This window comes from Streptomyces sp. NPDC001536 (assembly GCF_042894505.1).
Classification (GTDB): Bacteria; Actinomycetota; Actinomycetes; order Streptomycetales; family Streptomycetaceae; genus Streptomyces.
Genome location: NZ_JBIAVQ010000001.1, coordinates 486226 through 507101 on the forward strand (window position 1 = coordinate 486226; position 20876 = coordinate 507101).

The 20876-nt window shown below is 71.1% G+C and carries 18 protein-coding genes and 1 pseudogene; 3 read left to right on the forward strand and 16 right to left on the reverse strand.

What is annotated here, in order from left to right; translation table 11 throughout:
- Nucleotides 1-17: 17 nt before the first annotated feature.
- The 8 genes from ACFY0U_RS02285 to ACFY0U_RS02320 all read right to left on the reverse strand — a co-directional run bounded on the left by ACFY0U_RS02285 (nucleotide 18) and on the right by ACFY0U_RS02320 (nucleotide 6944).
- Entirely contained in the window at nucleotides 18-1058 is a 1041-nt protein-coding gene (locus ACFY0U_RS02285) for a WxL protein peptidoglycan domain-containing protein (RefSeq protein WP_388628927.1), read from the reverse strand.
- A 54-nt stretch (nucleotides 1059-1112) separates the two neighbouring features.
- Nucleotides 1113-2423, reverse strand: coding sequence for a beta-xylosidase (locus ACFY0U_RS02290; protein WP_388628930.1), 1311 nt, complete (start codon nucleotides 2421-2423; stop codon nucleotides 1113-1115).
- 187 nt (nucleotides 2424-2610) lie between these two features.
- Complete coding sequence (locus ACFY0U_RS02295; protein WP_388628933.1) at nucleotides 2611-3084, reverse strand: hypothetical protein; 474 nt, start codon at nucleotides 3082-3084, stop codon at nucleotides 2611-2613.
- A gap of 262 nt (nucleotides 3085-3346) precedes the next feature.
- Nucleotides 3347-3700 (reverse strand): cytidine deaminase, encoded by a 354-nt coding sequence (locus ACFY0U_RS02300; protein ID WP_388628936.1) that lies wholly within the window; start codon nucleotides 3698-3700, stop codon nucleotides 3347-3349.
- 23 nt (nucleotides 3701-3723) lie between these two features.
- Nucleotides 3724-4083 carry an MmcQ/YjbR family DNA-binding protein gene (locus ACFY0U_RS02305; protein ID WP_388628939.1) on the reverse strand — a complete coding sequence of 120 codons (360 nt, stop codon included), beginning with the start codon at nucleotides 4081-4083 and terminating at the stop codon, nucleotides 3724-3726.
- Nucleotides 4080-5378, reverse strand: coding sequence for a hemolysin family protein (locus ACFY0U_RS02310; RefSeq protein WP_388628942.1), 1299 nt, complete (start codon nucleotides 5376-5378; stop codon nucleotides 4080-4082). The genes ACFY0U_RS02305 and ACFY0U_RS02310 overlap by 4 nt, the downstream gene beginning before the upstream one ends.
- Nucleotides 5375-5872: an rRNA maturation RNase YbeY gene (gene ybeY / locus ACFY0U_RS02315; RefSeq protein ID WP_046262733.1), complete on the reverse strand. Its 498-nt coding sequence runs from the start codon at nucleotides 5870-5872 to the stop codon at nucleotides 5375-5377. Before ybeY ends, ACFY0U_RS02310 begins: the two co-directional genes overlap by 4 nt.
- Before the next feature lie 13 nt (nucleotides 5873-5885).
- Nucleotides 5886-6944: a PhoH family protein gene (locus ACFY0U_RS02320; RefSeq protein ID WP_388628945.1), complete on the reverse strand. Its 1059-nt coding sequence runs from the start codon at nucleotides 6942-6944 to the stop codon at nucleotides 5886-5888.
- Between the two features lie 274 nt (nucleotides 6945-7218).
- On the opposite strand from ACFY0U_RS02320, the gene ACFY0U_RS02325 reads away from it, so the two are divergent.
- Nucleotides 7219-7932 carry an FAD binding domain-containing protein gene (locus tag ACFY0U_RS02325; protein WP_388628948.1) on the forward strand — a complete coding sequence of 238 codons (714 nt, stop codon included), beginning with the start codon at nucleotides 7219-7221 and terminating at the stop codon, nucleotides 7930-7932.
- A gap of 17 nt (nucleotides 7933-7949) precedes the next feature.
- Here the strand turns inward: ACFY0U_RS02325 and ACFY0U_RS02330 are convergent, their stop codons facing one another.
- From ACFY0U_RS02330 to ACFY0U_RS02345, 4 genes and pseudogenes are all read right to left on the reverse strand, one after another.
- On the reverse strand, nucleotides 7950-9086 hold the full coding sequence (locus ACFY0U_RS02330; RefSeq protein WP_388628950.1) for a carbohydrate kinase family protein: 1137 nt from the start codon (nucleotides 9084-9086) through the stop codon (nucleotides 7950-7952).
- A gap of 89 nt (nucleotides 9087-9175) precedes the next feature.
- Nucleotides 9176-10553, reverse strand: a pseudogene (locus ACFY0U_RS02335) (MFS transporter).
- Between the two features lie 186 nt (nucleotides 10554-10739).
- Nucleotides 10740-12029, reverse strand: coding sequence for a glucarate dehydratase family protein (locus tag ACFY0U_RS02340; protein WP_388628953.1), 1290 nt, complete (start codon nucleotides 12027-12029; stop codon nucleotides 10740-10742).
- Nucleotides 12026-12967 carry a 5-dehydro-4-deoxyglucarate dehydratase gene (locus ACFY0U_RS02345; RefSeq protein WP_388628956.1) on the reverse strand — a complete coding sequence of 314 codons (942 nt, stop codon included), beginning with the start codon at nucleotides 12965-12967 and terminating at the stop codon, nucleotides 12026-12028. Before ACFY0U_RS02345 ends, ACFY0U_RS02340 begins: the two co-directional genes overlap by 4 nt.
- A 104-nt stretch (nucleotides 12968-13071) precedes the next feature.
- On the opposite strand from ACFY0U_RS02345, the gene ACFY0U_RS02350 reads away from it, so the two are divergent.
- Nucleotides 13072-13857 (forward strand): IclR family transcriptional regulator, encoded by a 786-nt coding sequence (locus ACFY0U_RS02350; protein ID WP_388628959.1) that lies wholly within the window; start codon nucleotides 13072-13074, stop codon nucleotides 13855-13857.
- A 175-nt stretch (nucleotides 13858-14032) separates the two neighbouring features.
- Nucleotides 14033-15244 (forward strand): MFS transporter, encoded by a 1212-nt coding sequence (locus tag ACFY0U_RS02355; protein ID WP_388628961.1) that lies wholly within the window; start codon nucleotides 14033-14035, stop codon nucleotides 15242-15244.
- 74 nt (nucleotides 15245-15318) lie between these two features.
- On the opposite strand, the gene ACFY0U_RS02360 is transcribed toward ACFY0U_RS02355, so the two are convergent.
- The 4 genes from ACFY0U_RS02360 to ACFY0U_RS02375 are packed head-to-tail and all read right to left on the reverse strand — an operon-like array spanning nucleotide 15319 to nucleotide 20843.
- Nucleotides 15319-16311: an adenosine deaminase gene (locus ACFY0U_RS02360; protein ID WP_388628964.1), complete on the reverse strand. Its 993-nt coding sequence runs from the start codon at nucleotides 16309-16311 to the stop codon at nucleotides 15319-15321.
- 20 nt (nucleotides 16312-16331) lie between these two features.
- On the reverse strand, nucleotides 16332-17237 hold the full coding sequence (locus tag ACFY0U_RS02365; protein ID WP_388628966.1) for a ribonuclease Z: 906 nt from the start codon (nucleotides 17235-17237) through the stop codon (nucleotides 16332-16334).
- A gap of 6 nt (nucleotides 17238-17243) precedes the next feature.
- Nucleotides 17244-17597: a histidine triad nucleotide-binding protein gene (locus tag ACFY0U_RS02370; protein ID WP_046262743.1), complete on the reverse strand. Its 354-nt coding sequence runs from the start codon at nucleotides 17595-17597 to the stop codon at nucleotides 17244-17246.
- Between the two features lie 48 nt (nucleotides 17598-17645).
- Entirely contained in the window at nucleotides 17646-20843 is a 3198-nt protein-coding gene (locus ACFY0U_RS02375) for a S41 family peptidase (RefSeq protein ID WP_388628969.1), read from the reverse strand.
- Between the last annotated feature and the right edge of the window lie 33 nt (nucleotides 20844-20876).

Here is a 20876-nt window from a genome sequence, read left to right on the forward strand (position 1 = left end):
GTACGCGCTCGCCCCGCTCAGCGTCGCGGAGCTCGTGAGGACACGGCGGCCGGCTCCCGCCGGACCCGAACCGTCCGCGGCTCCCCCGCCGAGGGCCCGCCCGCGCCGCGCCTCGGACGGCGGCCGGACCCGGCCCGCGCCCGCCGCGCCCGGACCAGCAGGACGACGCCCACGGCCACGACCACCAGCAGCAGCACCGCCATCAGCCACGGCAGCGCGAAGAAGGATGCGCCCGCGGACTCGCGGGTGTCCCGCGCGCTCGCCGTCAGGGTCACCTCACCCCAGTCCAGCTGCGGCGCGCCCTTCCAGGGCTCGCTCAGCCGCACCTTCTGGCCGGGCAGCAGCTCGGAGGGGATCCTCGTCAGGTCGCGGGCGAGCAGCGTACGGCCGAAAAGGCCCGTCGCCCGCAGCTCCACCCTCGGGTTCAGGGTGAGATTGCCGGTGTTGTGCAGGGTGTACGAGACGGTCGCCGCGCTGTCGCCGAAGCCGGGCACGAGCGGCTGGTGGTGGGTGACGCGGACGTCCTCGACCGAGATCGCGGGCAGCGTGGGCCCGCCGACCCGGAGATAGACACGGGCGGCGACGGCCCGCTGCACACCGAGCGCGACGGAGCCGTCCCCCGGGTCGACGCGCTCGTCGAGTGCCACGATCGCGCCGGGGTGGTCGCCGGGTTCGGCGCCGTCGGGCACCTTCAGCGTGAAGGGGACGGTGACCTTGCCGTGCGCCGGGACCTTGATCCGGGACTTCGCGGGCTTCGCCCACACCCCCACGCCGCGCATCCTCTCTTTCATGGTGCGCACCGCGAACCCGCCGTCGCGCGCGGTGTTGTAGGCGTCGGCGGAGTACAGCCGGAACGTCATGGGCCCGGCCGTCTTGTTGACGACGACCACCTTGTCCTCGATGGTCTGCCCGGGATCGGCGGAGAGGTGGAAGTACGGCCGCTCGGCCACCGAGCCGGACACGGGGTAGACGGACCAACTCCCGTTGTCGGCGGCGCCAGAGGGCGTGGCGAGGGTGGTGAGCAGCAGGCTCAGGAGAAGGACGGACAGCTTGCGCATGGGTGCGGCCCCCCACGGGAGGAGTTGGACGGGCGGGTGCGGACGCCCGTACGGTCAGCTGAGCGTGAGGGTGAGGACGCCGGAGTACGAGCCCGGAGGCGTGAACGCCGGTACGTTCAGGGAGAGTTCGGCGTCGGCGGTGAACTCGCCGCCGGTGACCGTGTCGGCGGGGGCCGACGCGAGGGTCGCCCCGGAGGAGCCGACCGTGCCCGCCGAACCGGCCTGGCAGGTGCTGGGGCTGCCCGCCTTGGTGTCGCAGGCGGGGGTCCAGCTCAGCTGGTCGGCACCGATGGTGACACCGGGACCGGTGAAGGCGGTGACCTTGCCGGTCAGGGACCAGCCCGCGGTACCGCCACGGAAGTCCTTGACGGTCACGGCGTTGAGGTCGCCCGTGGAGGCGCCGCCCTCGCCGTAGTCGACCGCCGACAGCGAGACGGCGTCGCCGGCCTGGGTCATGGACAGGACTCCGCCGCGCACCGTGGTGGTGAGCTTCTGGGCGTTGTCCGGGACGGGGGTGTCGTCGATGACGACGTAGGCGACCGGACCGGCCCCCCGGGTGGAGTCCCAACTGCCGCCCTCGTAGGCCACGATGCCGGTCGTCGTCTTGTCGTTGACGACCAGCGAGCCGCTGATGGCACCGCTCGCACTCGCCGTCACGGTGGCCGTGTCGGCGGTCTGGCTGGAACCGGCGCGTCCGGCGAGGGTGACGGTGGCGTTCGGGGTGAAGTTGCTGCCGGTGACGGTGACACTGGCACCGGGGTTGCCGGAGGCCGAACCGAGCGCGATGGCCCGGGTGTTGGGGGCGGGCGCGTCGCTCGCCGTGATGGTCTCGGAGACCGGGGCGGGCGGGGTGATGACGGTGCAGGGGGTGTCCAGCTCCAGGATGTAGCTGGTGTGGATGTTGTAGTCGCCGGGCGCGAGGGTGATGGCGCCGGGGCTGGTGACGGTGAAGGTGCCGGTCATGCTGAACGACGGGAACGGGGCGTTGCCGGCGACGGGGTCGTTCTTCTTGGGTCCGACGACGGTCACGTCACCGGTCTGGGCCCCGCCGAGGGTGACCTTTCCGGACGGCGTCATGATGTCGGCCGGCAGGCTGATGGCCGTGGGGTTGCTGGCGGCGGGTTTGACGACGGTGTAGGTCACGGTGACGGTGTCGCCGACCGCGGGAGTGGCGTCGTCGACGGTGATGATCGCGGTGGTGGTGCCGTCGATGGGCGGGATGCCGGCGACGGCGGGCGGGATGCAGTGCGTGGCGAAGTCCACGTTGCTCGCGGCTCCGGCCGGAGCGGCGAGCGCGGCGCCGGCGGTGACGGCGAGCGCGGTCGCCCCCAGCAGCGACACCAGTCGGCGTCTTCGGTCTCTCATGGTTGGTTGCCCCCTCTGCGGGATGCGGGCGCGGCGGCTCATCCGCGCCGACAGGGGGCATTGATGTGTGGATCGCGTGAGAAGTCAATGGAAATTCAGCTGTGAACTGATGGAGCGTCAGCTCACCGTGTCGCGAGGTGAACTGACGCTCCGCACAGGCCGGTTGGGCCGGATCGGTTGCAGATTCTCAGTCGAACACGAACGGTCCGGGCGACTGGGGCCCGGTCGCCGTGCAGGTGACGGTGATCCCGAGGACGACGATCTGCAGCGAACCGCCGTACGCCTCAAGACTGTCGCCGGACGCCACGGTCCCGCTGAGCGGACCGACGGTGACCGGGTCACCTGCGGCGAGCGCGGGGTTCTCCGTGCCGCTGAAGGTGGCGGTGCCGCCGCTCGCGTTCACCAGGGTGAGGGCGGAGGTGATGGAGTCCTCGGACAGCGCGATCGGCGCGGTGATCGCCGAGGTGACGGTGATGGTTGCGGACGTACCGTCCTGGGTGGCGGCGAGCGTGGCCTCGCCGCTGCCGAAGCTTCCGCAGTCGGCGGTGATCGTCGCCGTGTCCGGGGTCACGGCCACAGCGGTGGGCGCGAACGCGAGCCCGGTGACCGCGAGCGCCCCGACGGCCAATGCCGCACCCGTACCGAAACGTTTGCCTCTCATGGGTTCCGACTCCCTTCCCATATCGGGAAATTGCCATGTGGGGATGGATGGGAGAACTACCCGAACGGCCCGCCTGCGGCGCGTGGTGCGGGACGCTCCGCGTGGGGGGTGGCGGGATCCAAATCTGACGGACCGTCGGAACTACCGGTTCCATTGATACGCGAGAGACTGAAAACGGCAAGGTTCAATTCCGGCCGAGAACTCTTCAGCCCGTCCGGCGTTCGAGGACGAGGCCCCTTGAGGGCCGATGGGGGTCTGGGGCTCAGCCCGCCGAGACGGTCAGCCGCACGACCCCGTCCGGCCCAGCCACCAGTACCGGCGTCCCCGCCCCACCCAGATCCCGTACGGCGGCCAGATCCTCGGCCACAACACCGTCGGCATCCGTCACCACCGCCGCCGCCTCCAACGACTTCGCCCCGGACGCCACAGCCATCGCCACCGCGGTCCGCAACGCACTCAACCGCAACGAGTCCAGCCCCACCGTCCCCGCCACATACGTCCGCCCCGTCTCGTCCCGCACAGCCGCCCCCTCGGGCACACCATTACGCGCCCGCGCGGAACGGGCCAGGGTGACGATCTTGCGGTCCTCAGGGTCAAGCGCGCTGCTGTCAGTCATGCAGCGAGCATAAACATCACGACTCAGCCCCGGTCCAGCCGGAGCCGCTCCGCACGCGGCAGCCCCGCCACCACCAGGTCGTACGAGTCCTCGATGAGCTCGCGAACCAGCCGATCCGGCAGCTCCCCGTCGACCCGCACCGTGTTCCAGTGCCGCTTGTTCATGTGATACCCCGGCGCGATCAACCCCTCGTACTCCCCACGAAGCCGGATCGCGTCCTCCGGATCGCACTTGAGGTTGACCTTCAGCGGACTGGCGTCGATCCAGCTCAGCGCGAACATCTTCCCCAGCACCTTGAAGACCGAGATCTCCGGGGCGAAGGGAAAGTCCTCCACGGCCGCGTTGAAGGAGAGACAGAACGTACGCAGCTCCTGCGGGGTCACTCCGGCTCGCCCTCCTCCTTCGGCGGCTCCACCGGCTCCACCAGCACCGTCACGATCTTGTTCCGCCGCCCGGCCGCCGCCTCCGCCGTCAACCGCAGCGCCCGCCCGTCCGGCAGTTCCACCACCGAGGACGCCCCGGCGATCGGCACCCGCCCCAGCGCCTTCGCCAGCAGCCCGCCGACGGTCTCGACGTCCTCGTCGTCGTACTCGTCGAGGTCGTACAGCTCGCCCAGGTCGGTGATGTCGAGGCGCGCGGTGACCCGGTAGCGGTCCTCGCCCAGCTCCTCCACCGGCGGGAGTTCACGGTCGTACTCGTCGGTGATCTCGCCGACGATCTCCTCGAGGATGTCCTCGATGGTGACGATGCCGGCCGTGCCGCCGTACTCGTCGATGACGACGGCGACGTGGTTGCGGTCCTGCTGCATCTCACGGAGCAGGTCACCGGCGTTCTTGGTGTCGGGCACGAAGGCGGCGGGCCGCATGGCGGTCGACACCAGCTCGCTCTCCGCGTCCCGGCTGATGTGCGTCTTGCGGGCCAGGTCCTTCAGATACACGATCCCGACGATGTCGTCCTCGCTCTCGCCGCTGACCGGTATCCGCGAGAAACCGGACCGCAGCGCGAGGGTGAGGGCCTGACGGATCGTCTTGTACCGCTCGATCACCACGAGGTCGGTCCGCGGCACCATCACCTCCCGCACGAGCGTGTCACCGAGCTCGAAGACCGAGTGCACCATCCGGCGCTCGTCGTCCTCGATCAGCGACTCCGCCTCCGCGAGGTCGACCAGCGCCCGCAGCTCCGCCTCGGAGGCGAAGGGACCGCGCCGGAAGCCCTTGCCGGGGGTGAGCGCGTTGCCGATGAGGATCAGCAGGCTCGGGATCGGGCCCATGATCCGGGCGAGCGGCAGCAGGACGTACGCCGCCGCCGTGGAGGTGTTCAGCGGGTGCTGGCGGCCGATGGTGCGCGGCGAGACGCCGACGGCGACGTACGACACCAGGACCATGACGCCGATCGCGACCAGCAGGGCCTCGGTCGTGCCGTCGAACTCCTGGAGGCAGGCGTAGGTGACCAGGGCGGCCGCGGCCATCTCGCAGGCGACCCGGACCAGCAGCGCCACGTTGAGATAGCGGGTCGGGTCGGCGGCGACCTGGGCGAGCCTGGCGCTGCCGCGGCGGCCGGAACGGACGGCCTCCTCGGCGCGGAAGCTGGACATGCGCGCGATGCCCGCCTCGGCGCAGGCGGCGAGCCACGCGACGACGACCAGGGCGATCGCGCCGGAGACGAGGGGAAGGCTCATGACACGGTCGGGGCCGGGGACGGACCGGTGTGGCCCTTCTCCGCGCGCCAGCCGTCCACGATGGCGGCCTGGAGGCCGAACATCTCGGCCTTCTCGTCCGGCTCCTCGTGGTCGTAGCCGAGCAGGTGCAGCACCCCGTGGACGGTGAGGAGCTGGAGCTCCTCGTCCATGGAGTGCTGCGTCTCGGCTTCCTCGCCCTGCTTCTTGGCGACCTCGGGGCACAGCACGATGTCGCCGAGGAGGCCCTGCGGGGGCTCGTCGTCGTCCTTCGACGGCGGACGCAGCTCGTCCATCGGGAAGGACATGACGTCCGTCGGCCCCGGCAGGTCCATCCACTGGATGTGCAGCTGTTCCATGGCGTCGGCGTCCACGACGATCACCGAGAGCTCGGAGAGCGGGTGGATGCGCATCCGCGCGAGTGCGTAGCGGGCGATGTCGAGGATCGCCTGCTCGTCGACCTCGGTTCCGGACTCGTTGTTGACGTCGATCGACATGGTGCTGGGTTGTCTACTTCCGCTTGTTACGGCCGCCCTTGTGGGTGCCGTTCTCCGTACCGTGGTTGCTGTCGTACTTCTCGTACGCGTCGACGATACGGCCGACCAGCTTGTGCCGTACGACGTCCTGCGACGACAGGCGGGAGAAGTGGACGTCGTCGAGGCCCTCCAGGATGTCCTGGACCTGACGCAGACCCGACTTGGTGCCGTTGGGCAGGTCGACCTGGGTCACGTCACCCGTGATCACGATCTTCGAATCGAAGCCGAGGCGGGTGAGGAACATCTTCATCTGCTCGGGTGAGGTGTTCTGGGCCTCGTCGAGAATGATGAAGGCGTCGTTCAAGGTACGGCCACGCATGTACGCCAGCGGCGCGACCTCGATCGTGCCCGCCGCCATCAGCCGCGGGATCGAGTCCGGGTCCAGCATGTCGTGCAGCGCGTCGTACAGCGGGCGCAGATAGGGGTCGATCTTCTCGTAGAGCGTGCCGGGCAGGAAGCCCAGCCGCTCCCCCGCCTCCACCGCCGGGCGGGTCAGGATGATGCGGTTGACCTGCTTGGACTGCAGGGCCTGCACCGCCTTGGCCATGGCGAGGTAGGTCTTGCCGGTACCGGCGGGGCCGATGCCGAAGACGATCGTGTGCTTGTCGATCGCGTCGACGTACCGCTTCTGGTTCAGGGTCTTGGGGCGGATCGTGCGGCCGCGCGAGGAGAGGATGTTCTGGGTGAGGACCTCGGCCGGGGTCTCCGGGCCGTCCCCCTCACCGTTCTCACTCGCTCTGAGCATCGCGATCGAGCGTTCCACTGCGTCCTCCGTCATCGGCTGTCCGGTGCGGAGCACCAGCATCATTTCGTCGAACAGGCGCTGGATGAGAGCGACTTCGGCGGGGGCGCCGACCGCGCTGACCTCATTGCCCCGGACATGGATGTCGGCCGCCGGGAAGGCCTTCTCGATCACGCGCAGGAGGGAGTCGCCGGACCCCAGAACGGTCACCATGGGGTGCTGGGCGGGGACGGTGAACTGTGCTCTCGCCTGCCCCTGCGCGGGTGTGTGAGCTGTGGGTGTCTCAGTCATGGGCCGGCTCTGTAGGCCTTGCTCGTCCTCCTCGAAACGACTCGCCCGCCACATGGGCGGTCTGGCGATTTCCAGGGTACGCCGGGGGACTGACAACCCCGTAGGCCTTTTCGCGCGGGGCCGCCGGGGCGGGGCGATCGGTGAGGGCGCCCTGAGTGAAACGGTGAGCCCTGCATGCTCCCCCCGCATAGCTGGGCAGAATCCGCCCCGTCCGTGCCACACATGTTCGGGGCGGTGCCCCTGGTCACCGCCCGCCGGGGAAAGCAGGTCGGCCGTGTTGTTGCGTCTGCCCACGACTGTGTCCGAGGCACAGCGGTGTCTGTCCGAGGGAGCGATACCCGTCGGCGGTGCCACGCTCCAGTGGGCCGTCTGGCAACGGGACGGCTTCCCGGAGCAGGCGATGTCGCTGCGCGAGGTGCCGGAGGCCAATGTGCTCGGCACCGAGGAACTGGGGGCGGCGGTGCTGCTGTCCCGGGTCGACGACCGGGTCCCTGAGGCGCTGCGCGGGGCGGCCTCACGGGTGGGCACCGGGGCGGTGCGCCGGGCCGCGACGGTCGGCGGGAACATCGTCGGCAGCACCCTGCGCTGCCTTCTCCCCGCGGCCCTCGTGCTGGACGCCCGTGCCACGGTGCTGGACGCGGAGGGCCCCTACGAGACCGACCTGAGCGAGCTCACGGCGAAGCGCCCGGTGCTGCTGAACCTGCGCTGGCACACCCCGCTGGCCAGCAGCCACCGCAAGCTGCCCGACGAGCCGGGCGGCGCACCGCCGCTCGTCGTCGCGGCCGCGGTGACGGCCGCGACGGACGGACACCTCCTGCGGGTCGCCGTCCGGGACGGCTACGACGTGCTCTGCGAGAGCGTGGCGTACGACACGGAGACCGGCCCGGTCCTCGACACCCTGGCGCGGACACCGCTCGGCGCGCTGCCGGCCGGGGCCTGGGACGTGGTCCGCGAAGAGGTGACCGCGGTGCTCGACCGCGTCGCCTGAGCCGCCCGCCGCGCGCGTCAGGCCGACTTGCGGAACCCGATCGTCGGCACCGCGCGCCGCAACGGCCACGGTCTCGCCTGCTCCGCCGGCACCAGGTCCGCCAGGAACCCGTAGCGCCGCAGGGCCGTCGGGTCCTGTCCCTCGACGGACTGGACCTTGCGCCACCAGGCCCCGATCTCGGACCAGCCCGGCGCCGACAGCGACCCGCCGAACTCCTGCACCGACAGGGCCGCCGTGAGCCCCGCGAAGGCCAGCCGGTCGGCCAGCGGCCAGCCCGCCAGCGTGCCGGTGACGAAGCCGGCCACGAAGACGTCCCCGGCACCGGTGGGGTCGAGGGCCTCCACGGCGATGGCGGGAACCTCGGCGGTCTCCCCCGTACGCCGGTCCACCGCGTACGCGCCCTCCGCGCCGAGGGTGACCACGGCCAGCGGCACATGGGCGGTGAGGGCGTGGGCCGCCTCGCGGGGGCAGGAGGCGCCGGTGTAGCGCATGGCCTCCGCCGCGTTCGGCAGGAACGCCTCGCAGTGCTCCAGGTCGGCCAGGCCCGCCAGGTCCCACGCACCGGTCTCGTCCCAGCCGACGTCGGCGAAGACGCGGGTGCCCTCGCCGGCGGCCTGGGCGATCCAGGGCGCCCGCTTGCCGGGCACCAGCGAGGCCACGGCCGCACGCGCGCGGGGCGGGCAGTCCGGGGCCGCCTCCTCGGGGGGCGGCTCGTGCCCGTGGGAGACCATCGTGCGCTCGCCCTCGTACGCCATCGAGACGGTGACCGGGGAGTGCCAGCCGGTGATCGTGCGGGACGGGGAGAGGTCGATGCCCTCGCCCTGCTCCAACGCGTCCCAGCAGTACTCGCCGTAGTGATCGGAGCCGAAGGCGGCGGCGAGGGATGTTTTCAGCCCCAGCCGGGCCAGCGCGGTGGCCATGTTGGCGACACCGCCGGGGCTCGACCCCATTCCGCGCGCCCAGGACTCGGTCCCGCGCACCGGGGCGGAGTCGAGCCCGGTGAAGATGATGTCGAGGAAGACGGGGCCGGTCAGATACACGTCCCAGGGCGGGTCGTCCGACGCGCGCAGGGCGGCCAGCGGGTCGACCTGGGCCTGGCGGTGGTGGCCGGTCTCGCCGGTGTCGTACGACGGTCCCTTCCCGGACGCGATCACGGTGCGCTCCCTGACGTGGTGCCGATCAGGCCAGTCTGCACCACACCACTGACAACCGGCCGCCGCTCACGCCCGACCCGCCCGTCACGTCAGGCCGTCGACGGCCCCGGACGGGCGACGCGAGCCGTCCCGGGAGTCGCCTTCGGGGCGGGAGTGACCCCCGGTGCCTTCGCGGGCCGCGTCCGGATCCGGTCGTTGCGCCCGCCGCCCCGCACGAACAGCACGCTCAGCGCGGCCAGGAACCCCGACGACCGTCAGTCCCACCAGGCCCCCCTTCGTCGACCCCGTCGAGTCCTCGATGATCCCGAAGGCCGTCGGCGCCACGAATCCGCCCAGGTTGCCGATCGAGTTGATCAGCGCGATACCGGGTGCGGCGGCGCGGGCGTCGAGATAGCTCTGCGGGATCGTCCAGAAGACCGGCGAGGCCGGCTTGAACCCCATCGCGGCGAGACAGAGCGCGCCCAGCCCGGCCCACGGCGACACGAACACCGCGAGCAGCGTGCCGCAGCCGCCCAGCACCAGCAGCGTCACCAGGATCGGACGCCGCTTGCCGATCCGGTCGGAGAGCCGCCCGCTGACGTACACCGCCGCGATCGCGCACAGCCACGGCACCGCGGTCAGCAGCCCGACCTGGAAGTCGCTGAGCCCGCCGATGTCGTCGACGATCGACGGCAGCCAGAAGGTGACGGCGTACAGGGCGACGTTGATCGCGAAGTAGATCCACAGGAAGAGCAGCATCTGGGGATCGGCGAGCAGCTTCCACCGGGAGACCTTCACGTTCCCGGTGGGCCGCGCGGCCTGCTCGGCGTCGATGACGGCGACCAGTCCGCTCTTCTCCTCCTCCGTCAGCCAACTCGCCGACTCGATACCGGAGTCGAGGAACCGGTACACGACGAACCCGAGGACCACGGAGAAGACACCCTCGATGAAGAACATCCACTGCCAGCCCGAGTGCCCCCACACACCGTGCATTTCGAGGAGCGCACCCGAGATCGGACCGACGATGACGGTCGCGGTGCCGGACCCCATGAGGAAGATGGAGGTCGCCCGCCCCCGGTGCGAGTCGGGCAGCCACCGGCTGAAGTAGTAGATGACGGCAGGGAAGAACCCCGCCTCGGCGACCCCCAGCAGGAACCGCAGCGCGTAGAACATCTCCACGCTGTTCACGAAGGCCATCGCCGTGGCGACGATCCCCCAGCTGATCATGATCCGGGTGAGCCAGACCTTGGCGCCGAAGCGCTCCATCAGCATGTTGGAGGGCACTTCGAAGATGGCGTAGGCAATGAAGAAGATCCCGGCCCCGAGCCCGAAGGCGGCGGCGGACAGGCCGACATCGGCACGCAGCTCATCCTGGGCGAAGCCCAGATTGACGCGGTCCATGTAGTTGGCCACGAACATGATGAAGAACAGCGGGACCACGCGGCGGAAGATCTTGCGGATGGCGGATTGAACGGCGGGTGGGTGTATTTCGGGGACTGCTGTGGACACGAGCGGCTCCGATCGCGGTTTTCAGCCCGTCCGGCGTTTGAGGACGAGGCCCTTGGGGGCCGATGGGGGTCCAGGGGGCGGAGCCCCCTGGGAGCGGGGTCGAATGGGCGGCAGCCCCTGGGGATGGGAACGGGTAAGGGCGGCGGGGGCGAAAAAGCCCGGCGGCTACCAGCGAGGCACGCTCGGCGTCACCCACCCCGGCTCGGCGACCCGCATCGCCGCCGCGTCGTCCCGCTCCCGCAACGACCCGTCGTCGTCGAGCCACCGCTGATGCAGAAACGCCAGCTTCTCCCGATCGAGCTCGACCCCGAGCCCCGGCGCGTCCGACACGGCCACCTTGCCGTCGTCGAACGTCAGCCGCGAGGTGAGGACATCCTCCGACTGCCAGGGATAGTGCGAGTCACACGCATGGTGGAGGTTCGGAACCGTGGCCGCCACATGGGTCATCGCGGCCAGCGAGATCCCCAGATGGGTGTTGGAGTGCATGGACACCCCCACCCCGAACGTCCGGCAGATCGCGGCAAGTTGCTGGGTGTTCCGCAGCCCGCCCCAGTAGTGGTGATCCGACAGCACCACCTGCACCGCATCGCGACGGAACGCCTCCTTGATCTCCGCGAAGGTCGTCACACACATGTTGGTCGCGAGCGGCACCCCGGTCCCGGCGGACACCTCGGCCATGGCCGGCGTACCGAGCGCGGGATCCTCCAGATACTCCAGGACGTCCCCGATCTCCTCGGCGACCTTCAGCGAAGTCGCCACGGACCAGGCCCCGTTGGGATCGAGCCGCAGCGGATGCCCGGGAAAGGCCTCGGCCAGCGCCCGCACCGCCGCGATCTCCTCCTCCGGCGGAAACACCCCACCCTTCAGCTTGAACGAAGTGAACCCGTACCGCTCCTTGAACAGCCGCGCCTGCTCCACGACGCCGGCCGGATCGACGGCGGCCCCCCAGTCGTCCTTCTCACAGGCCACGCCCGCGGGATGATCGGCCCACTTGTAGAAGAGGTACGCGCTGTACTCGACGGCGTCCCGCACCTTCCCCCCGAGCAGCGCGTGCACCGGCAGCCCGAGCGCCTTGCCGAGCGCATCGAGACAGGCGACCTCGAACCCGGAGACGACGGACAGCCGCAACTTGTCGGCGGTCTGAACCCCCCGCAGCCCACCGACGTCGACGTGTCCGGAGACCCGGGAGGAGTCGACGGAGACCTCTTCGGCGACGGTGAACAGGCCGTTGAGATCGGACACTTGACGACCCACCAGCTTCTCGGCGAACGGTCGTGCCAGCTCCAGGTACTTGGTGTCGCCGTACGTCTCCCCGACCCCGGTGATCCCGTCGGCCGTGACGACTTCGACGATGAGCCGCGGGGTGTACGGCTGGTGCACGCCCTGTGTGTTCAGCAGCGGCGGATCGGCGACGAGGATGGGCGTCAGCCGTACGTCGGTGATCGTGAGGTTCACAGGGAAGCTCCTACGAGGTCGAGGCCGGCCGTGAGCAGATTCTCGAGATCGGCCAGGTCGGCGGCCGAAGGATCGGTCAGGGGCGCGCGGACGGGACCCACGGGACAGCCCCGCAGCCGGGCCGCCGCCTTCACCAGCGACACGGCGTATCCGGGGACGCGGTCGCGGAGTTCGACGAGCGGGACGTAGAAGTCGCGCAGGAGTTTCTCCACCGTGCCCTCGTCGCCGGACCTCAGCGCGCCGAAGAAGGCGTTCGCGATCTCCGGGGCGAAGGCGTGGACGGCGGAGGAGTAGGCGGGCACGCCGACGGTGGCGTAGGCGCGGGCCTGGATCTCGGCGGTGGCGGCGCCGTTGAAGAAGAGGAAGCCCTCGGGGGCGGCGAGGGTGAGTCGCTGGAGGCGGTCGAGGTCGCTGTGGCCGTCCTTGAGGCCGATGACGGTGGGGATGTCGGCCAGCCGGCGGAACGCCTGCACCCCGAACGCGACCTGTCCGCGCTGGTAGGCGATGAGCGGCAGCCGGGTCCGCGCGGCGATCTCCGCCACCTGCCGGACGAGGCCTTCCTGCGGGGCGGCGACCAGGTAGTGCGGGAGGACGAGGAGCGCGTCGGCGCCGGCCTCCTCGGCGATGCGGGCGAAGCGGACGGCCTGCGCCCAGCCGTAGCCGATCCCGGCGACGACGGGCACCCGGCCGGCGGCCTCCTGGACGGCCACCGAGACCACGGTCCGGTACTCGTCCTCGTCCAGCGAGAAGAACTCCCCGGTGCCGCAGGCGGGGAAGACGGCGCCGGGGGCGGCGGCGATCCGTTCGGCGACATGGGCGCGGAAGCCGTCCGGGTCGAGGGAGCCGTCGGCGTGGAAGCTGGTCAGCGGGAACGACAGGACGCCGCCCGCCATGCCCTCCCCGAGCCGCCGCACGAGGTCGCCCGTATCGAGACTCACCCTCACTCATCTCCCTATGTAGACGTCATCCACGTATGGAGATGGAGATTAGATACGCGAACCGCGACCGTCAATGGCGTGGACACCCCGATTACGATCGGCACATGTCGGAGACAGGGGGCGTGCGCGAGGTGAAGTCGGCCGCGCGGACGGTCGAACTGCTGGAAGTGCTGGCCGCGCGCGGGGACCGCCCGGCGCGGCTACAGGAGCTGGCGGACGAGCTGGAGGTGCCGCGCAGCTCGATGTACGCGCTGCTCCAGACCCTGATCTCCCGCGGCTGGGTCCGCACCGACGTCACCGGCTCCCTCTACGGCATCGGCATCCACGCCCTGCTGACCGGCACGAGCTACCTCGACTCCGACCCCCGCGTCCGTGTCGTACGCCCGTATCTCGACGAGGCGTCCCAGGCGCTCGGCGAGACCATCCACATGGGCCGTCTGGACGGCCGGGACGTGGCGTACCTGGCGACCCGCGAGTCCCACGAGTACCTGCGCACGATCAGCCGCGTCGGCCGCCGTCTCCCCGCCCACGTCGGCGCCCTGGGCAAGGCCCTCCTGGCCGAACGCCCCGACGACGAGCTGCCGCAGGGCCCCTACGAGGCCCTGACCCCCAACTCGCACACGAGCAGGGAGCCCCTGGCGGCCGACCTGGCGGAGATCAGGGCACGCGGCCACTCCGTCGACCGCGAGGAGGGCGTCCTCGGCATCATCGGCTTCGGCTTCGCCCTGCGCTACGACTCCCCCGCCCAGGACGCCATCAGCTGCTCGGTGCCGGTGGCCCGGCTGACCCCGGCGCACGAGGAGCAGATCCTCACGGTGATGCGGGAGATCAGGGCCAAGATCGAGGCGACGGTGCCGGCGGCGGGCGGGGCCGCCGTTCACTGGCGTTGAGGCGCTCGTATACCCGGCATTCCCCACGCGAAACACGACGTGCCCCAGATCACACCCCCCACTCTTCTTCTGCAACCGCGTGCTTGATACAAATTGCCCGCGCGTTCCTGTCCGTCGACGGTCGTCGCCCAATCCCCTTTTCGAGCCGCTTCTTTCGCATGCCCTGGGAACGCCCGTGTTCGCCCCCCGCACCATCGCCTGGCCCCTCGTCGCCCTTTTCACGGCCGGGTACCTCGCCCCGTACCTCCTCCCGACCACCGTCGGCAGACTGGACTCGGGACTTCCACTGACCGCCACTCAGGCGGGCGCCGTCGGCAGTGCGCTGCTGCTGTGCTCAGCGTCCGCGGGGTTCCTGCTGGCGTCCAGGGTCGACCGGATCGGCGCGCGGAGACTGGCGCGGATCGGGCTCTCCCTCGCGGTGGCCGGCTACGGCTGCGCCGCGCTCAGCGGCAGCGTCGCGGTCGTCGTCACCGGCGCGATGATCGGCGGGTTCGGATCCGGTACGGCCACCACGGTCGCCGCCACCGGGATCGCCGCCCAGCGCGACCCGCACCGCACGACCACCCTCGGCCTGCTCAGCGTCTCCGCGCTCGCGGGCGCGGTCTATCTGACCGTCCCGCACCTGGGCCCCGGCCACGGTCAGCCCCTGGCCGCGATCGCCCTCACCGCCCTCGCGGTCTGGCCCCTGACGAACCGCCTCCCGCGGCACACGCCCGCCACCCCGCAGACCCGCCGGACGAGGACCCCCCTCCCCCATCTCCGGGCCGGCCTCCTCCTCGCCGCCACCCTCCCCTGCTGGTCCCTCGCCCAGAACGCCCTCTGGGGCGTCAGCGGCCACATCGGCCTCACCCAGGCCCACCTGACGGAGGCCACGGTCGGCGCCGTCTTCGCCGTAGCGCTCGGCGCGGGCCTGCTGGGAGTGGTGGGAGCGGGCGCACTCGGCCCGAGACTCGGCCACGCCCTGCCCATCGGCGCGGGCACGGCCCTGATCGCCGCGTGCATCGCCCTCAGCGCGTCCGCGACCGACCTGACGACCTTCGCGACGGGCGAGATCGCCTGGAACACGCTCTACCCGATCGTCCTGTCGTACGTCATAGGCCTGGCCGCCTCCCTGGACCCGCGCGGCCGTTGGGCGGTCCTGGTCGGCTCGGCGTCGTCACTGGGCACGGCAGCGGGCCCCCTGACCGGCAGCCTGCTGGCGGCCCAGGCGGGCTTCCCGATGATGGGCACGGTCCTGGCCGTAGGGCTGCTGCTGATCGCCGTACCGATGACGGCGATAGCACGACGGGCGGGCAGCCGACCGGTGCCGGTGGTCGAGATCACCGTCGAAACCTCAGCTGTCCCGACCCAACGCTCTTACGACACAGCAGCCGTAGCGCCCCGTTAGGGGCGCGGGACTGTATCGATCTGCGGCTCCGCCGCGTGGGCGCGACAAGCCCTCACCGGCCCGCAGCCTGAGAACTACGAGAACTCGTACCTCTCCACTTCATCCAGATACCGCTGACGCCGCTCCTCGTCATGCTCCAGGAAGGACGCGACGAACGAGTTCCGGGCAAGCTCCCGCAACCGCTCCTCCCCCAGCCCCAACGCCGAGCGCACCGCATCGAAGTTGTCCCCCGCATACCCCCCGAAGTACGCCGGATCATCAGAGTTCACCGTGCACAACAACCCGGCATCGAGCATCGCGGGCAACGGATGATCAGCCAGCACGTCAACCGTCCGCAACCGCACGTTCGACAACGGGCACAGCGTCAGCGGCACGCGATCCCGCACAAGCCGCTCCACAAGCTCCGGAGACTCCATGCACCGCAACCCGTGATCGATCCGCTCCACCCCGAGCACGTCCAACGCCTCCACGATGTACGAAGGCGGCCCCTCCTCCCCGGCATGAGCAACTCGCCGCAGACCAAGCCGCGCCGCGACCTCGTACACCTCGCGGAACTTCACCGGCGGATGCCCGACCTCGGCGGAGTCGAGCCCGACACCGACGATCCGGTCGAGATACGGCTTCGCGGCCTCCAGCGTCTGAAGGGCCGACTCGGCGGATTCGTCGCGCAGGAAGCACAGGATCAGCTGCGTGGAGACACCGTGGTTCGCCTCGCTGCTGCCGAGCGCCCGCCACAGCCCGTCGACGACCGTCCCCATCCCCACACCGCGCGCGATGTGCGCCTGCGGGTCGAAGAAGATCTCCGCGTGCCGCACCCCCTGCGCGGCGGCACGGGCGAGATACGCGTTCGCGAGGTCCTCGAAGTCCCGCTCGGTGCGCAGGACGGCCATGAGCTCGTAGTACAGGTTCAGAAAGGACTGGAGGTCCTCGAACTGGTACGCCTTGCGGAGCTCGTCCGTGTCCGCGTACGCCAGTTCGACGCCGTTGCGGGCGGCCAGCTCGAACGCCAGCTCGGGCTCCAGCGTGCCTTCGATGTGCAGGTGCAGTTCAGCTTTGGGGAGGGGCATCGCAGCATCGTACGGGTGCTTTATCGCCGTTTCGGAACCGGCACCCGCAGAAGATCGTGCGCGACCGTCAGCTCGCCCTCGAACCCCGCCGCCCGTGCCTGCCGTTCGAACTCGTCGGGGTCGCCGTACCGCTGGCTGAAGTGCGTGAGCACGAGATGCCGTACGCCGGCGTCCCTCGCCACCGTGGCCGCCTGCCCGGCGGTCAGGTGGCCGTGGTCGACCGCGAGGTCGATGTCCTCGTCCAGGAACGTCGACTCGATGACGAGCATGTCGCACCCCTCGGCCAGCGCGTACACGCCGTCGCACAGCCGGGTGTCCATGACGAACGCGAACCGCTGCCCGCGCCGCACCTCGCTGACGTCTTCGAGGGACACGCCGTCGACCGAGCCCTCCCGCTGGATGCGGCCGATGTCCGGGCCCTTGACGCCGTGCGCGGCGAGCCGGTCGGGCAGCATGCGGCGTCCGTCGGGTTCGACGACGCGATAGCCGTACGACTCGACGGGGTGCGAGAGCTTGCGGGCCTCCAGGGCATAGGAAGAGCCCGTGGCCAGGACGCCGTCCTCGCTCACCGGCGCCTGCGTGATCTCGACCGTCTCGCGGTAGGCGGTGGAGTACCGCAGGCGGTCGAAGAAGTGCTGGCCGGACTTCGGGTAGTGGGCCGTGACCTCGTGCGGGACCTTGTCGAGGTTGACGCGCTGGATGACCCCGGCGAGCCCCAGCGAATGATCGCCGTGGAAGTGCGTGACGCAGATCCGGTTCAGGTCGTGCGCGGCGACACCGGCCCGCAGCATCTGGCGCTGGGTGCCCTCGCCCGGGTCGAAGAGGATGCCCTCGCCGTCCCAGCGCAGCAGGTAGCCGTTGTGGTTGCGGTGCCGGGTGGGGACCTGGCTGGCGGTGCCGAGGACCACCAATTCACGTACGGACACGATGACTTACCCGGGCGGCCACTGGAGGCCGCGGCCGCCGAGGACGTGCGCGTGGGCGTGGAAGACGGTCTGGCCGGCGCCCGCGCCGGTGTTGAAGACGATGCGGTAGCTCTCCAGCTTGTCCTCGTCGGCGACCGACTGCGCCTCGCCGAGGACGTCGGCGGCGATGGCCGGTTCGGCGGCGGCGAGGGTCGCGGCGTTCTCGTAGTGCACCTTGGGGATCACCAGGACGTGCGTGGGGGCCTGCGGGTTGATGTCCCGGAAGGCGACGGTGGTGTCCGTCTCACGGACGATCGTCGCCGGGATGTGCCCTGCGACGATCTTGCAGAACAGGCAGTCGTCCTGCGGTTCCCCTGGCATGTGGTGGTCCCTTCGGCTGGCGGCTGTGAAGGCATCGTATCGAGCAGGTCAGGGAAGCGACGGAGGCACCTTCGCGGGAGTCCCCTCCAGGGACTCCAGGGCGATCCTGATCGCCTCGTCGAGCTGTACGTCCTTCCCTGCCCCGTGGTCCTGCGGCCGCTGGACCACCTCGACGTCCGGGTCGACGCCGTGGTTCTCCACGCCCCACTCGTAACCCTCCAGCCAGAACGCGTACTTGGGCTGGGTGATCAGCGTGCCGTCGACGAGCCGGTACCGGCTGTCGATCCCGATGACACCGCCCCAGGTCCGGGTGCCGACCACCGGCCCGATCCCCAGCGCCTTGATCGCCGCGTTGACGATGTCGCCGTCGGAGCCCGAGAACTCGTTCGCCACGGCGACCACCGGTCCCCTCGGCGCGTCCTGCGGATAGCTGTACGGCCGCAGCCCGCGCGGCAGGGCCCAGCCGACGATCCGCCGGGCCAGCTTCTCGACCACGAGCTGGGAGGTGTGACCGCCGCGGTTCTCCCGGACGTCGACGACCAGGCCCTCACGGGCCACCTCGACGCGCAGGTCACGGTGGATCTGGGCCCAGCCGGGGGCCTGCATGTCGGGGACGTGGAGGTAGCCGAGGCGGCCGCCGGACTTGTCGTGGACGTACGCCCGCCGGTCCGCGACCCACGCGTGGTACCGCAGCGGTTCCTCGTCCGCGATCGGTACGACGACGGCGTGCCGCACCTCGCCGCCGCCGGACGGCGAGACGGTCAGCTCGACCGGCTTGCCCGCCGTGCCGACGAGGAGCGGGCCCGGACCGGTGACCGGGTCGACCGGATGCCCGCCGACCGCCACGATCGCGTCGCCGGCGCGCACCGCGACACCGGGCGCGGCGAGCGGGGAGCGGGCGTCGGGGTCGGAGGTCTCGGTCGGAAGGATGCGGTCGATACGCCAACTGCCGTCCTGGTGACGGGAGATGTCGGCGCCGAGCAGACCCTGCCGGGGCCCCCTGCCGTGGCCGCCGCGCGGCATGACGTAGGCGTGCGAGGTGCCGAGCTCGCCCTGGACCTCCCAGAGGAGGTCGACGAGGTCGTCATGGGTGGCGACCCGGTCCACCACCGGGCGGTAGCGGTCCAGCACGCCGGGCCAGTCGACGCCGCTCATGTCGGGGCGCCAGAAGTGGTCCCGCATGATGCGGCCGGTCTCCTCGTACATCTGCCGCCACTCTGCCGACGGGTCGGCGGTCTGCCGGATCCGGGCGAGGTCGACGGTGATGTTGGTGTCGCTGTCGTCGTCGTTGGAGGCACGGCGGTCGCTGGGGACGACCTTCAGGCGCCCGTCGGTCCACAGCAGGACCCGCTTGCCGTCCCCACTGACCGCGAAGTGGTCGGCGTCGGCGGCGAGATGCTCCAGACGCTGCTGGGCGAGGTCGTAGCGCTCCAGCTCGGTCTTGGGGTCGGGGTCGTCCGGGGTGGCCCGGGTGGAGCCGAGGACGCCCTGCACGGGGTGGCGCAGCCACAGCACGCCGTCCTTCGCCGCGCGCAGGTTGGAGTAGCGGGCGGCCTCGACCGGGAAGGGCACGATCCGGTCGGCGAGGCCTTCGAGGTCGATACGGGTGGCCGGGGTGCCCTCGCTGTCGGGCGTCTCGTCCTTGTCGGGGGCCTCGAAGGGGCGGCCGTGCCGCTGCGGGCCGAACGGCGAGGGCGTGGTCGCGGCGAGCGTGATCAGGTGCGGGCGGTCGCCGACCACGAAGGCGAGGTCGAAGACATGCTCGTCGTAGACCGGGTCGAAGGAGCGGGTGGAGAGGAACGCGAGGTGCTTGCCGTCCAGGGTGAAGGTGGGCGCGTAGTCCTGGAAGCGCAGCGGGGTCGCCTCGGTGACGGAGAGGTCGGTGGTGTTGGCGAGGCGGAGCTGGCGCAGCGGGCGCGGGCCGGGGTGGGACCAGGCGAGCCACGCCGAGTCGGGTGAGAAGACCAGCCCGGAGACATCCCCGTCGGCGCTCCGGTCGACCTCGCGTACCTCGCCGGTCTCCCGCTCGACGAGCAGGACGCGTCCGTCGTGCGCGGCGACCGCGGCCCGGCTGCCGTCGGGGGCCATGGCGAGCCCGAGGACCCGGCCGAGCTGTCCGGCGGCGAGCCGGCGCGGGGTGGCGCCGGGGGCGAGACCGGTGGCGGGCGCGAACTCCAGGGCGTCGTCGCCCTCCGCGTCGGTCACCCATACGACCCATTCCTCGCCCTCCGTGCGGAAGGTGCGGGGCAGCCGGGCCCGTACGCCGGGTTCGGCGGCCAGCGCCCGGGTCGGGCCGGAGCGGTGGGTGACCCAGTGCACGGCGCCGCGGACGGCGACCGCGCTGCCGCGCGCGGTGTGGTCGGGGGCGGCGGAGCCGAACCAGCGCGAGGCGTTCACCGCGAACGGCTGCCGGTCGACGCGCTGTCCCCCGAGCCGCACCTCCAGCCGGCGCGGCTCGGCCCCGTCCAGGTGGTCCAGGACCCACAGTTCACCGGCGGAGGTGTAGACGACCCGGGTGCCGTCACCGGATGCATGCCGGGCGTAGAACCCGTCGAGGGGCGTGTGCCGCCGCAGATCGGACCCGTCGGCGAGGGAGGAGTACAGCGCGCCGACGCCCTCGTGGTCGGAGAGGAAGGCGATCCGCTCCCCCGCCCACACCGGGAACTCGATGTTCCCGTCGAGGTCCTGATGCAGCCGTACGAACTCCCCGTCGCCCTCGCGGTCGATCCACAACTTGCCCGCCGTACCGCCCCGGTACCGCTTCCACCAGGCAGCCTCCCGCCCCATCGGCGCGGACAGCAGCACGGTGGACGGCCCGAGCGCGACACCGCCGACGGGCCCGTACGGCAGGACGGTCGACGGTCCCCCGTCCAGCGGGACGACGTGCGCCCAGGAGCGGCGCAGGCTGGCCTGGCCGTGGGTGGTGATCGCGAGGACCTGGCCGTCGGGGGTCCAGCCGCGCACCTGGGTACGCCAACTCCCCCAGTGCGTCAGCCGCTTGGCGGGGCCGCCGTCGACCGGGGCGATGTGCACCTCGGGGGCACCGTCCCGGGTGGAGGTCCAGGCGACGGTGGTGCCGTCGGGCGAGATGCGGGGCGTGGAGACGGGCACGTTGTCGGCGCTGACCCGCCAGGCCCGGCCGCCGTCGAGGGGGGCGATCCATATGTCGTCCTCGGCGGTGAAGGCCGCCAAGTCGCCGTGCAGGTGCGGGAATCGGAGATACGAGGGCGTCGCGGGCTGTGTCACCCGTCAACCCTATGCAGGGCCGACGGCCCACGG